At 63.0% G+C, this 12,218-nt stretch carries 13 protein-coding genes; all 13 read right to left on the reverse strand.

The features are described 5' to 3' along the window. Window positions 1-45: 45 nt before the first annotated feature. The 13 genes from REH34_RS26480 to REH34_RS26540 all read right to left on the reverse strand — a co-directional run bounded on the left by REH34_RS26480 (window position 46) and on the right by REH34_RS26540 (window position 12,213). Window positions 46-1,074, reverse strand: coding sequence for a polyamine ABC transporter substrate-binding protein (locus tag REH34_RS26480; protein ID WP_311969774.1), 1,029 nt, complete (start codon window positions 1,072-1,074; stop codon window positions 46-48). Window positions 1,075-1,262: 188 nt separating this feature from the next. Further along, on the reverse strand, window positions 1,263-2,195 hold the full coding sequence (locus REH34_RS26485; protein WP_311969775.1) for a glyoxylate/hydroxypyruvate reductase A: 933 nt from the start codon (window positions 2,193-2,195) through the stop codon (window positions 1,263-1,265). Next, entirely contained in the window at window positions 2,192-2,653 is a 462-nt protein-coding gene (locus tag REH34_RS26490) for a type II 3-dehydroquinate dehydratase (RefSeq protein WP_311969776.1), read from the reverse strand. Before REH34_RS26490 ends, REH34_RS26485 begins: the two co-directional genes overlap by 4 nt. Before the next feature lie 16 nt (window positions 2,654-2,669). Further along, complete coding sequence (locus REH34_RS26495; protein WP_311969777.1) at window positions 2,670-3,284, reverse strand: glutathione S-transferase; 615 nt, start codon at window positions 3,282-3,284, stop codon at window positions 2,670-2,672. Window positions 3,285-3,326: 42 nt separating this feature from the next. Next, on the reverse strand, window positions 3,327-4,322 hold the full coding sequence (locus REH34_RS26500) for an NAD(P)H-quinone oxidoreductase (protein WP_311969778.1): 996 nt from the start codon (window positions 4,320-4,322) through the stop codon (window positions 3,327-3,329). 218 nt (window positions 4,323-4,540) lie between these two features. Beyond that, the gene (locus REH34_RS26505) at window positions 4,541-5,686 is read right to left on the reverse strand and encodes an ABC transporter ATP-binding protein (protein ID WP_226502055.1); all 1,146 of its coding nucleotides are present in this window, start codon (window positions 5,684-5,686) and stop codon (window positions 4,541-4,543) included. Window positions 5,687-5,715: 29 nt separating this feature from the next. Continuing rightward, on the reverse strand, window positions 5,716-6,141 hold the full coding sequence (locus REH34_RS26510) for a RidA family protein (protein WP_226502056.1): 426 nt from the start codon (window positions 6,139-6,141) through the stop codon (window positions 5,716-5,718). A gap of 186 nt (window positions 6,142-6,327) precedes the next feature. Further along, complete coding sequence (locus REH34_RS26515; protein WP_311969779.1) at window positions 6,328-7,626, reverse strand: OprD family porin; 1,299 nt, start codon at window positions 7,624-7,626, stop codon at window positions 6,328-6,330. A gap of 229 nt (window positions 7,627-7,855) precedes the next feature. Next, window positions 7,856-8,677 (reverse strand): alpha/beta fold hydrolase, encoded by an 822-nt coding sequence (locus REH34_RS26520; protein ID WP_311969780.1) that lies wholly within the window; start codon window positions 8,675-8,677, stop codon window positions 7,856-7,858. Window positions 8,678-8,681: 4 nt separating this feature from the next. Beyond that, the gene (locus REH34_RS26525) at window positions 8,682-9,095 is read right to left on the reverse strand and encodes a RidA family protein (RefSeq protein WP_311969781.1); all 414 of its coding nucleotides are present in this window, start codon (window positions 9,093-9,095) and stop codon (window positions 8,682-8,684) included. A 9-nt stretch (window positions 9,096-9,104) separates the two neighbouring features. Further along, on the reverse strand, window positions 9,105-9,575 hold the full coding sequence (locus tag REH34_RS26530; RefSeq protein ID WP_311969782.1) for an aromatic-ring-hydroxylating dioxygenase subunit beta: 471 nt from the start codon (window positions 9,573-9,575) through the stop codon (window positions 9,105-9,107). After that, a complete protein-coding gene (locus tag REH34_RS26535) occupies window positions 9,562-10,821 on the reverse strand; it encodes a Rieske 2Fe-2S domain-containing protein (protein ID WP_311969783.1) in 1,260 nt (419 codons plus the stop codon). Before REH34_RS26535 ends, REH34_RS26530 begins: the two co-directional genes overlap by 14 nt. 30 nt (window positions 10,822-10,851) lie before the next feature. Beyond that, the gene (locus REH34_RS26540) at window positions 10,852-12,213 is read right to left on the reverse strand and encodes an amidohydrolase family protein (protein ID WP_311969784.1); all 1,362 of its coding nucleotides are present in this window, start codon (window positions 12,211-12,213) and stop codon (window positions 10,852-10,854) included. Window positions 12,214-12,218: the final 5 nt, after the last annotated feature.

Consider the following 12,218-nt stretch of genomic DNA (forward strand, 5'->3'; position numbering starts at 1 on the left):
GGCCTTGCAGACAAGGCCGTTGAAGCAAAAACGATCAAGCAACGCTTAGTGCGCCATGATGTTTTCCGAAAACCACTTGCGCCACTCGGCGGACTTCTCGGCGCGCAGTTCGGGATCGATGTTCAAGGTCGCGTCCCACTGCGCCGGGGTGGTCAGCATGCCGGGCAGCTTGGCGATTTCAGGGTCGACATGGGCATTGGTCACCACCGGGCTGCCGCGGTTGATCTTGGCGATCCTGGCCTGCACCTCAGGCGACAAGGCGATGTTCATGAACTTATAGGCCAGGTCGGCGTGCTTGCTGCCGGTGTTGATGCCCATGGCGTCGACGCCCAGCACCGCGCCTTCCTTGGGGATGGCCAGCTTGATGTTCACGCCTTCGTCCATCATGTGATAGGCGTTCATCGACAGCATGACCTGCACCGGAGTTTCGCCGGTGGCAATCAACTGCTGGCTGTTGGCATCGTTGGTGTAGAACGCCTTGATGTTAGGGATCAGCGCCTTGAGCTTGTCCTGGCCCTTTTCCCAGTGCTCGGCGTCGCTGCCAGAGAGCTTGGCGGAGATCGCGATGATGTGGCTCGGGTCCCAGTCGGGCAAGGCCAGGGTGCCTTTGAGCTCGGGCTTCCAGAGGTCTTCCCAGCTGCTGAAGGTCTCGCCCTTGGGCACCAGGTCGGGACGATAGCCGATGGTGTAGACGTAGCCCCACACGCCGATGTGCGACGGGCTCAGCCTGGCCTGCTTGACCAGGTTGGCGGCGTTGGGGATCTTGCTCATGTCCAGGGTTTCGAACAGCTTGTCGTGGGTGTACAGCCAGCCCACGTGCGAGGTGGTGAAGGTCAGGTCGGTCTCGGCGGTGCCGGCCAGCTTGGCCTTGTTGAGGCGGTCGATAGTGCCGCCGGTCACGTACTCGACCTCGACGCCGGTTTGCTGGGTGAACTGCTGGCCGATGGCTTCGTCGATCAGGTCCTTGAAGCTGCCGCCCCAGGTGCTGACGATCAGCTTGTCGGCGGCATTGGCGTGCGTGGCGGCCAGCAGGCTGGCGCTCAACAGGGTCAAGGCAATGGCGTTACGCAGCATGTTCTTTTCCTTCTGGGCGGTGGATGAAAAAATTCGTGGGCAGCACCCGCACAAGGCGGTGGCGCCGCCTACCTTGTGGGGCAGGGCTGCGCCCTGGCAGCTTTGAGCGATCATGAGGTTGATCTATGAAATCGGTAAAACAACCTTTGCTGTACCTGTGCCTCAGGATTTGCGATGCAGGCCTGTGCTCAATAGCCGCGCTGTGGATCGATCTCGTGCAACACCGGCTCGCCACGGCCCAGGCGCTGAATGTTGTCGGCGATCTGCTGCGCTGCCGAGGCCGGAATGGCGATGGAGGCCATGTGCGGGGTGATCAGCACGTTGTCCAAGGCCCAGAGCGGATCCACAGGGGGCAGCGGTTCGCGGTCGAACACATCCAGGGTCGCCTCTGCGATCTGCCCGCTGGTCAGCGCCGCTGTCAGCGCCGCCTGGTCGACCACTGCGCCACGAGAGACGTTGATGAAGCAAGCCCCCTCGGGCAGCAGCGCCAGGCGCTCGGCGTTCAGCAGGCCGCGGGTCTGCAGAGTCAGTGGCAGCATCACCACGAGGATGTCACTGCTGGCGATAAAACCGTTCAGATTGTCCATGCCGTTGACACAGGTGACGTTGTCCAGCTGTTTGGCAGAGCGTGACCAACCGCGCACGTCGAAGCCCTGGCGCGCCAACTCCAGCGCTGCATAAGCGCCCAACTCGCCCAGGCCCAGCACACCGACGCGGATGCTCGCCGGCACGCGCGGGTGCAGGTAGTGCCAGCGCCGCTCGCGCTGGGCACGTTCGAACGCTGGAATGTCGCGGGCGTAACGCAGCACGGCAAACAGCACGTAGCTGGCCATCATGCGGCCCATATCGGGATCGGAAACCCGAGTGATGGGCACTTTTGGCAAATCATCGCGGCCGACCAGTTGATCGACCCCGGCCCCCAGGTTGACCAGCAGCTTGAGATTGCGAAAGCGCGCGAAGAAGCCCTGCGGCGGCTTCCAGCCCAGCACATAGTGGACGTTGTCCGGGTCGTCGATGTCCTGCTCCTGGCAGATGTGCACGCCGGGCAGTTGCGGCGCGAGCAAGTCTCGCCATTCTTCGAAACTGTCGAACTGGCTGTAGAACACCAGGGTCGAGGTCATGGCTGAGGCTCCTCTGGTGTGTCGTCCAGCAGTTCCGCCACCGCGTTCAGCGCCAGTCGATAGCCCAGCGCGCCGAGGCCGGCGATCACGCCGGTGGCGGCCTTGGACACGTAGGAGTGATGACGAAAACTCTCGCGCTTCCAGATATTGCTCATGTGCGCTTCGATGATCGGCCCGTCGAACGCCAGCAGCGCATCGAGGATCGGCACCGAGCTGTAGCTCAGCCCGGCGGCATTGATGATCACCGCGTCGGCCCGCAGGCGCGCTTCCTGAATCCAGTCCACCAGCACGCCTTCGTGGTTGCTCTGGCGAAACTCCAGCTGCAGGCCCAAAGCGGTAGCGTGGCGCTGGCAGCGGGCCTCGATGCTGGCGAAGCTTTCGCTGCCGTAGGTGCCCTGGGTGTCCAGCCCGTAGAGATTGGCGTTGGGGCCGTTGAGGAAAAACACGGTATGGGGCATGGCGGACTCCAAGGCGTTATTCAAAAGGGCGGGTGGCGAGCATGGCCGGGTGCTGCTCGAATACGGCGAACCAGGCGGCGGTGGCGGGGTGGTCGGCGCGCCAGTCGAGGTCGGCGAAGCGGAAATCCAGGTAGCCGAGGCCGCAGCCGAGGGTGATCAGGCCGATGTCGTCGGGCACCGTGCTGAACGACACGACCTGGCGCTCGATGTCTGCCAGGGCGGCGCGGACCTTGGTCAGTTGGCCGTCGGTCCAGGCGTCCCATTGCTTGTCGGCCGGGCGCGCCACGGCTTCGTAGCGCATCAGCATCGCGGCGTCCAACAGACCATCGCCCAAGGCCTGACGCGTCAGGCTGGTCCAGCGAGGTAGGCCTTCGCGCGGGAACAGTGAGCCACCGGCATAGCTGTCGAGGTATTCGCAGATCACCCGGCTGTCGTACAGCGTCAGGCCCTCGGCGGTCTGTAGCGCCGGCACCTTGGCCAACGGATTGAAGGTGGCGATGCGTTCGTCGCGGTTGATCGGGTGGGCAGCCGAGGCGAGTTGTTCGATCTGTTCGGCAAGCCCCAGGCAATGGGCGGTGATCATGACCTTGCGCACGTAGGGGGACGTCGGGGCGTAATACAGTTTGAACATTGGCAATCGTCCGGATGAGTGAAGGACCTGTAGCGAGGTGACTCAGGGAATCAGCAACACCTTGCCCAGATTGGCGTTGCTCTCCAGCAGGCGATGGGCATCGGCAGCCTGACTCAAAGCAAGGCGCGCATGAATAAGCGGCCGGACCTGGCCCGACGCCAACCACGGCAGCAGGTTGGCGCGAATGTAGTTGGCCAGCCGGGTCTTCTCTTCGATGCTTTTCGGGCGCAGCGTCGAGGAGGTGAGGCTCAGGCTTTTGCGCATCAACAGCTGCAGGTCGAGTTCGATCCTGGCCCCTTGCAGAAACGACAGGCTGACGTGGCGTCCGCCAGCCGCCATGGCCTCCAGATTGCGCACTACGTAGGGGCCGCCGACGTTGTCGAGAACTACATCGACGCCGCGCCCTTCGGTGCACTCGGCGACTACCGCAACGAAGTCCTCGGTATGCCGATCCACCGCGCGCCACACCCCCAGCGCCTCCAGCAGGGCGACTTTTTCGGCACCACCAGCGGTGGCGATGACCCGCGCACCCGCAGCATGGGCGCACTGCACGGCGAGGCTGCCGACGCCGCTCGCAGCGCCGTGGATCAGCACCGTGTCACCCGCTTTCAGGCGCCCCAGTTCGAACAGGTTGTGCCATACCGTAAAGGCCGCTTCCGGGACGCCCGCGGCATCCTCCAGCGCCAGCTCGGCGGGCACGGGCAGGCAATGCCCGGCCAAGGCGACGCAGTACTGGGCGTAACCACCGCCATTGAGCAGGGCCATGACACGGTCGCCGGGTACAAAGTCGCTGACCGCGCTGCCCACGGCCACCACGGTACCGGCGGCTTCAAGGCCGAGCACGTCAGTGACACCGGGCGGGAGCGGCATGCCGTTGCGCTGCATCAGGTCCGGGCGGTTGACGCCCGCGGCGGCGATGCGGATCAGTACTTCGTCGGCTTGAGGCAGCGGCATTGGCCGCTCAACGCTGCGCAGCACTTCGGGCCCGCCGGGTTCGTGGGCGATGACGGCGGTGATGGTGTCTGGCAGCAGGCTCATGCGGGTTGCTCGGTGTAATGGTTAGCGGTCATGGAGTGCTCTGATTCAATAAGTGGGTGAGACGGTGCTCAGAACGGCGGTTTATGCATTGGCCTCTTCGCCGCCGAACGCGCCACCTCGCGCCCGCCGTGCAGGCGGACCTGAGCCGTACACCGGTGGGAGCAAAGCTTGCTCGCGAAGAAGCCCGCACTGTTGATGAATAATCATCTGCCGCATCCTCACACCGCCCCCGCGGCAAAGGCGCAGACGCCCTCGGCATCGAAGCTCAAACCCGCCGCCGCGCCGACCGGCCAACGGGTCAGGGCGTCGAGGCCGGATTGGCGCACGAACAAACGGTTGTGGCCCAGCGCCGGAACGTCCAGATGAATATCCACATGGTCCCCCTGAAACACATGGGTGATCACCGTGGCGCTGAGCAGCGTGTCCGCACCCAGCGCGCCCAGGCGGATGTTCTCCGGGCGCACGTAGATGTCCAGGCGCTCGCCGATATCGGCATGCACCCGTTCGGCCGCTACGCGCAAGCTGCTATCGCCCAACGCCAGGGTGGCCAGCTCGTCGCGGCTCAGGTAGCGACCGGGCAGGATATTGACGTCACCGACGAAGCTGGCCACGAACGGATCCTGCGGGTGGCGATAGATCGCGTCCGGGGTACCGATCTGCCGTACGTGGCCGGCGGACATCACCACCACGCGGTCGCTCATGCTCAGGGCTTCGCTCTGGTCGTGGGTGACGAACACCGTGGTCACACCGAGCTTGCGCTGGATGTCCTTGAGCTCGATCTGCATCGACAGGCGCAGGTTCTTGTCCAGCGCCGAGAACGGCTCGTCGAGCAGCAGCACCTTGGGGCGGATCACCAGCGCTCGCGCCAGCGCCACACGCTGCTGCTGGCCACCGGAAAGCTCGCGCGGCTTGCGCTCGCCGTAGCCCTGCAGCTTGACCAGCGCCAGCGCTTGCTCGACGCGCTCGGCGATCTCGACCTTGGCGACGCCGCGCATGCGCAAACCGTAGCCAATGTTCTTGGCCACGCTCATGTGCGGGAACAGCGCGTAGTTCTGGAACACGATGCCGATTTCCCGTTGATAGGGTGGGGTCTCGGTGACCAGTTGGCCGTCGATGAAGATCTCGCCGTTATCCGCCTCGGCAAAGCCGGCCATCAGGTTGAGCAGCGTGGTCTTGCCGCAGCCCGAGGGACCGAGCAGCGTGACGAACTCGCCTTCCTGGATTTTCAGTGACACCTCGTGCAGCGCAATCGAGTCGCCGAAGCGCTTGAGCACCTTGTCCAGTTGCACCGCGATATTGATCCCCGGCGTGGCGGCGAGGCTCGCCATGCAGGGTTCGAGGGGCTTGATCGATGCAGTGGCCATGGCCGCTCCGTTAGCTGAAGGCATGTGGATCAGGCAGCGGTCCAGTCGTCCGGGATGACCGCGATAACGTCGATCTCCATCAACCATTCAGGCTGGCCCAGGCCAGAAATCACCAAGCCGGTGGAGATCGGGAATACACCCTTGAGCCACTTGCCGACCACTTGATACACCGGTTCGCGATAGCGCGGGTCGATGATGTAGGTGGTGGTCTTGACGATGTGGGAGAGATCCGAGCCGGCCTCTTCAAGCAGTTGCTTGACGTTTTTCATCGCCTGCTCGGCTTGGGCCCGCGGGTCGCCCAGGCCAACCAGATTGCCGTCGAAATCGGTGCCGATCTGGCCCCGGACATACACCGTGTTGCCGGCGCGCACGGCCTGGCACAGGTCGTTATCGAGGGATTGGTTGGGGTAGGTTTCTTTGGTGTTGAACATGCGGATGCGGGTATGGGTAGGCATGTCTGGTGTCTCTGCGAGAGGTGAATGGTCCCAGCTTCACATCGTGCCTGATTTGGCGAAACCAGCATTTGCGCTGGGCATTGCTTAGGAAAAACCGAAGCCTGGGCGAGGCAGACTCGATGGCCTTTGCCAGTGCGGGCGGGAGCACGGCGACAGGGCCCGGGCAAGCCCTGTCGTTACGGGCTGTCAGAGGATGCTCAGCGGATACTCGACGATCACACGGAAGTCGTTGACGTCGCCGTTGAGCACGTCCGGCGAGCGGTAGAACGCCTGGCGCATCCGCAGCGAGAGATCCTTGGCCGTACCGCTCTGGATCACGTATTTGAGGTCCAGATCGGTTTCCCGCTCGCCGGCCTCGGCGCCATTGCCCATGTCGATGTTCTGGCCGTCGACGAAACGCGCCCCGAACGTCAGGCCCGGTGCCCCCAGCGTGGCGAAGTTGACGCTGTAGGCTACTTGCCAGGAGCCTTCATCCTTGTTGTTGAAGTCCGAATATTGGATCGAGTTGGCGAGGAAGATCGAACCGCCGCCGTCCGGCCCATAGACATAACCCACCGGGCGCCCGGTCGGGCTGATATAGCCGCCGTTAGACTTTTGATAGGAAAGGCTCAACTTATGAGCGCCCAAGCTATAGGCGATCGCTGCGCTCCAAATGGAGTTGTCTTCGTCACTGCCAGTGCCGGTATAGTTTGAATCATATTTAGTCCGATACAGATTGAAACTGGTAGACAGTGCATTATTGGCATCTATCGGCAGCGTATAATCGAGGCCGCCATAGTATTTGCGGAAAACATCGTCGAGGTTGGAATAATACAAGGCTCCCGTCAGGGCTGAACTGAAGTTATAGGTGCCGCCGGCAAATTTGGCATCCTTGAGGCCAACGCTGTCATGGCTTGCATATTGTTGGCCCTTGATGGCGTCGAACTTGCCTGCGTGCAGGGTCAGGCCGTCGATTTCCTTGCTGGTCAGCAGCATGCCGCGCGCGGTCTCCGGAGCGATACGGGTGTCGTCCGTAGCGAATACCGGCAAGGTAGTGACCTGGTCGCCGACCTTGAGCACGGTGTTGGAAATGCGCATCTTGCCTGCCAGGCCGAGCGACGAAAATTCGTTCACTGGTTTGCCGTTATCCCGCACCGGCACGGTATACACGCCGCCAATCCGACCCGCCCCACTGTCCAGCGTTACGCCCATGAAGCCGATGGCATCCAGGCCGAAACCGACTGTGCCTTGGGTGTATCCCGAGGAAAAAAAGCCGCGCAGGCCGTTGGCCCAGATCTCGCCGTAGGGTGTACGTTGCCCCTTGTTGCCCACCGGCGAGTTGCCGCTGCGAAAGTCGCGGTTGATATAGAAGTTGCGGTCGAGCAAGTCGAGCTTGCTACCTTCAAGAAAACCCGAGGCTTCAGATTGCTCGCTGGCCATGGCCCATTGCCCGGTGGTGGCGGCGGTAGTTGCCAACGAGAAGGTGATCCACTTTATTGCACGCATGCAAACAGCTCCTGTAACTTTATAAGTATTAAGGTGAGGGGCAGCAGCAGAATTGAAATTGCCAAAGAGGCTTATTGTTATAAGAGTTGCAGGTTGTTGTAATGACGGGCGCGCGGCTTCGCCACCGGCGGGCTACGCAATCAATGGCGGCCCACCGGCGGGAAAGCATGTTGCAAACAACGATCAGGCAATGACTGTCGCGGTACCGCGCACAAGGGCGCGGGGGTCCTCAATACAGCGCGGCGAGGAATTCCAGCAACGGCGGATCGAAAGCCGCTGGTTTTTCAAAGTAGGGCGCATGGCCCGCGCCTTCGATCAGCAGCAGCGGCGCACCGCCCAGCAAATCACGGCATTGCTCGCCGATGCTGACTGGCACTGCCTTGTCGGCAGCGCCCCAGACCAGGCGGATTTTATCCGGCGGATACAGCGCCGCGACTTCGCTGGCGACATAGTCGCGCTCCAGGCCATCGACCACATAGTTGCCCATGCGCACGAAACTGGCGTTGGCGCCGGGGGAATTGTTGATGCGCCACTCTTCATGCACCAGGCCCTCGGTGACCAGCGTGGGGTCGGCGATGACATAATTGAGCTTGCCGCGGATTTCCTCCAGAGAGGTCGCCTTGACGCTGCGCTGGATGCCCTCGGCGGCTTCGCGGCTCAGCGGGGCGATGCCGAGGGCGCCGACTAGCATGATGCCCGGTACCCGCTCGGGAATCAGCGTGGCGGCGTAGGCGCAGATGTGACCGCCCAGTGAGGTGCCCACCAGTACTGCCTGCTCGATGCCCAGCAGATCCAGTAACGTCACCAGATAACGCGCCAACGCCGGCACATCGGCGGGTGCATCGGCTGCGCCTTTGGTCGCCAGGCCGTGGCCTGGCAAATCAAAGGTGACGGCACGGTAGCCCGCATCGGCGATGCGCGCCACGGTACCGCTCCAGCGGTCGCAACGGGCGCCGAGGCCATGCACGAACACCACGGCGGGGCCGCTGCCGGCTTCGATTACGCGGGTCAAGGTAGTCTCGACAAGCAACGGGTATTGAATAGTCTGCATAGCTTCAAACTCCATAAGGTGCGGGGCGCGGCAGGCGGGCGATGGCCTCCACCTCAAGGCGCGCGCCAGGGGTGATCAGGCCGCTGACTTCGACCAAGGTGCTGGCGGGGCGGCTCTGGGCGAAGTAGCGCTTGCGCACCCCGTTGATCGCGGCGCGGTCGTTCACGTCGGTGAGAAACAGCGTCACCTTGACGATGTCGGCGTATTGCGCACCGACCGCGGCCAGCACCTGTTCAAGGCGGGCGAACACCTGCTCGGCCTGGGCTTGGGCATCGTCGCCGCCGACCAGTTGCGACTGGTCGTCCAGGGGCAGGATGCCGGAGACGAACAGCAGCTCGCCGATCGCTACAGCGTCGCAGTAATGACTGAGCGGTGGGCCCATGCCGGGGACGAAGATTTCGTGTTTCGTGGCGGTCATGTCAGGTCCTCAGATAGGCGTGGCAAGCAGCGAAGGCACCGCACCGGTGTCGACGATCACGCGCTTGCTGATGAACATCAGGCGGCCGTCCACGGGACGCACCAGATCGTCATAGCGGCCGACGCTGTAAAGGCTGCTGACGCCTTCCTGGTTGGTCTGGAACAACGCGAAGTTGGCGCCCACGCACCAGCCCTCGGCGCTGCGCTCCACATGCAGCTGGGAAATGATGTGGCGATCGGTGTGGATGTTGTAGATGTTGGCCTTGCGCAACGACATCACCCGGTCGGCGATCTGGTTGCGGTTTTCGCAGAGCATCAAGGGCAGGGCGAATCCCTGAGCCAGGTTCTCCCGGGAAATGATCTCGTAGCGGCCCTCGGGGCTGAACAGTTCGACCCATTCCTCCAGGCGGTCTTCATCGATCAGCCGTGCATACAGGTCCAGCAGCCGCTGCAGTTGAAAGTAATCGTCAGGCGTCGGCATGTGCGGCTTCTCCCAGGGTGATGCCCATCAGGTCGCAGTAGTGCATCCAGAAACCGCGCATCGGCGCCTCGGTCACCAGGTTGTCCTGGTCGCCGACCGGGCCGCGGCCACCGAACTCGACGAAGGCGTGGCGGTTTTCGTCAGCGGCGATGGCGCGGTGGACGATCTCGATCGCTTCGCCGTCTTCCATCGACACCAGCCCGCCGGGGCCGACCAGGTTGGACATGCGCAGGCGGTGCTGGTCCATGGAGCTGTCGTCGTCCTGATAGCCGTAGAAGGTCCAGAAGATCTCGAATTCCCCCACTGACTTGGTGCGGATCTGCCGTACCGCCAGGGTGTTGCCGATCTGCTGGAAGATACAGTTGGGGAAGATCGAGGCGATGGTCAGGTTGTAGTCGTCCGGGAATTCCTTGCGGTATTGCAGCAGACTGCCGTCCTTGAGGGTCAGGTTATTGTTCTCGCGGGGCGTCGAGTACTCGGTATCGCTGTTGTTCTTGCCCATGTCCTGGGCGGCCCACGACATGTTGTGGCGGGCCTTCTTGTCTACCTTGGCGCCGCCAGTCTGGTTGAGGCGGGCGATGCCGAAGGTGATCTGGAACATGTGCAGCAGACCCCCGTGATTAGGGTCGCGCAGGTTGTCGGTATAGAGCTTCCAGTTGCCATGGATACGCTGGCGCTGATAGCCGAGGATCTTGATCGGACGGTTGAACAGGCGTTTCAGCTGGTTGACGAAGGTGGTATCGAGGTAGTCCTTCAGCGGCTCGAGCTCGGCGGCGAAGGTGCCGAAGATCGCCCCGTTGAGGGTTTCGACGCGCAGCTTGCGCAGGCAATGTTCGCTCTTGTCGAAGTCTTCGGGCAGCCCGCCCTTGCCTTCGACGCCACGGGCGAAGGGTACCCCTACCAGGTTGCCTTCCAGGTTGTAGCCCCAGTGGTGATAGCAGCACACGTGGGATTTGGCGTTGCCATGGATCAGGCGCTGCACCGTGGCGCCACGATGGGCACAACGGTTGACGAAGGCGTGTACCTTGCCGTCGCGGGCGCGGTTGACGATCACTGGAATGTCGCCGACCTCGATGGTACGGAAGTCGCCGACATTGGGGATTTCCGCCTCCAGGGCGAGGTAGTTCCACACCGGGCCCTGGAAGATCTTTTCCTGTTCCAGGGTGTAGACATCGGGGTCGCGATACATGCCGTAGGGTATGCGGGTGCAGTCGGCCTTTGGCCAATGGTAGTCTTGCGGGTTCATGTTGACCTCTTCACGGTGAACAAAAGCAATTCAGGATGCCGGGTGCAGGTCCAATGACTGGGGGACCAACTGACTGACCACGTCGCGGGTATAGCGCCGATTCCACATACCCTGCGAGTCCTCGCTCATGTGCCGGCGGGCAGGCGGTGGCGGTGTCAGGTCGTAGGTTTCGCCGGCTATCCACACCTCTTGAAGGGCGCCTCGATCCTGTAGGCACTTGATGTTGCTCAGCGGGTTGTCGCTGAGTACCAGCAAGTCGGCCGCCTGGCCAGGCTCGAGGGTGCCGATTCGGTTGTCGCGCAAGAGTCTGGCCGGTACCCGGGTAGCGGTGTGCAGCGCTTCGGCCGGGCTCAGGCCGAGCAGATCGGTGGTGATTTCCAGCTCCTTGGCCGCCCAATCGCCGTACAAGGTGATGGCGAAGCCGCTTTCCGAGCCGTTGAGCAGCGGCACGCCGGCTTCGAATGCGGCGGCGATACAGCGCCTGGCCGCAGCCAGTTCCTTGCGCTGGATATTCGGCCACCAGGCGTAGGAGGGATCCAGGGGCTGGGCGAATTGAATATTGTTGACCAGCATCAGCAATGACGGGCTGATGGCGGTGCCGTTGTCCAGTGCCGCGCGGATGCCTTCTTCACAGATACGCGAGCCGTGGTAGATCACGTCGACCCCCGCGCGGGCGGAATACAGGGCACCTTCAGTGCCCCGCGCGTGCACGCCGACCTTGCGGCCGAGGCGATGGGCCTCACGGACCATGGCGCTGATCTCGTCCTGATCGAAGGCCGCGTAGAGGCCACGCTCACGGTCGCCCATGGTGCCGTCCATGGCGATCTTGATCATGTCCACGCCGTCCTTGGCCTGTTTGCGAATCAGTTGGATAGCTTCATCGCGGGATTTGACCAGAATGCCGCTGGAGACGTCCGGCGAGCCGATCCAACTGGGGTAATAGTCGTACAGGCCTTGATGGGTGGTCAGGGCGGGGCCGGCGGTGGTCAGGCGGGGGCCACGATACAGGCCGCAATCGATGGCATCGCGCACGGCCGGCGAGACCATCCCCGAGCACGCGGGGTCGAGCACCGAGGTGAAGCCGGCGCGCAGCATGCTTTGCGCCGCGTGCAGCGCGCGCAGGGTACGAAATTCAAGGGTAGCGTACAGGTCGACTTCTTCTTCAGAGGCCGCGCAGCCGTAACTCAGGTGCGTGTGGGTATCGACCATGCCGGGCATGACGAAGCGCTCGCTGTGGTCGACGACGCGGTCGCTGGCATCAGGCGCCGGTGCGCCGTGGGTGGGGCCGACATGGGTGATGCGGCCATTGTCGATGATCAGCGTCTGGTCGCTCAAGGCCTGACTGTCGGTGGCCGTGAACAGCAGGCCGCAGCGGATGAATGTCTTGCTCATGGTGC

This window comes from Pseudomonas baltica, assembly GCF_031880315.1.
Classification (GTDB): domain Bacteria; phylum Pseudomonadota; class Gammaproteobacteria; order Pseudomonadales; family Pseudomonadaceae; genus Aquipseudomonas.

What these genes read in the sequence shown, in the direction of transcription:
- REH34_RS26480 (WP_311969774.1), bottom strand. Translation starts at nt 1,074, where the DNA reads ATGCTGCGTAACGCCATTGCCTTGACCCTGTTGAGCGCCAGCCTGCTG.
- REH34_RS26485 (WP_311969775.1), bottom strand. Translation starts at nt 2,195, where the DNA reads ATGACCTCGACCCTGGTGTTCTACAGCCAGTTCGACAGTTTCGAAGAA.
- REH34_RS26490 (WP_311969776.1), bottom strand. Translation starts at nt 2,653, where the DNA reads ATGCCCCATACCGTGTTTTTCCTCAACGGCCCCAACGCCAATCTCTAC.
- REH34_RS26495 (WP_311969777.1), bottom strand. Translation starts at nt 3,284, where the DNA reads ATGTTCAAACTGTATTACGCCCCGACGTCCCCCTACGTGCGCAAGGTC.
- REH34_RS26500 (WP_311969778.1), bottom strand. Translation starts at nt 4,322, where the DNA reads ATGAGCCTGCTGCCAGACACCATCACCGCCGTCATCGCCCACGAACCC.
- REH34_RS26505 (WP_226502055.1), bottom strand. Translation starts at nt 5,686, where the DNA reads ATGGCCACTGCATCGATCAAGCCCCTCGAACCCTGCATGGCGAGCCTC.
- REH34_RS26510 (WP_226502056.1), bottom strand. Translation starts at nt 6,141, where the DNA reads ATGCCTACCCATACCCGCATCCGCATGTTCAACACCAAAGAAACCTAC.
- REH34_RS26515 (WP_311969779.1), bottom strand. Translation starts at nt 7,626, where the DNA reads ATGCGTGCAATAAAGTGGATCACCTTCTCGTTGGCAACTACCGCCGCC.
- REH34_RS26520 (WP_311969780.1), bottom strand. Translation starts at nt 8,677, where the DNA reads ATGCAGACTATTCAATACCCGTTGCTTGTCGAGACTACCTTGACCCGC.
- REH34_RS26525 (WP_311969781.1), bottom strand. Translation starts at nt 9,095, where the DNA reads ATGACCGCCACGAAACACGAAATCTTCGTCCCCGGCATGGGCCCACCG.
- REH34_RS26530 (WP_311969782.1), bottom strand. Translation starts at nt 9,575, where the DNA reads ATGCCGACGCCTGACGATTACTTTCAACTGCAGCGGCTGCTGGACCTG.
- REH34_RS26535 (WP_311969783.1), bottom strand. Translation starts at nt 10,821, where the DNA reads ATGAACCCGCAAGACTACCATTGGCCAAAGGCCGACTGCACCCGCATA.
- REH34_RS26540 (WP_311969784.1), bottom strand. Translation starts at nt 12,213, where the DNA reads ATGAGCAAGACATTCATCCGCTGCGGCCTGCTGTTCACGGCCACCGAC.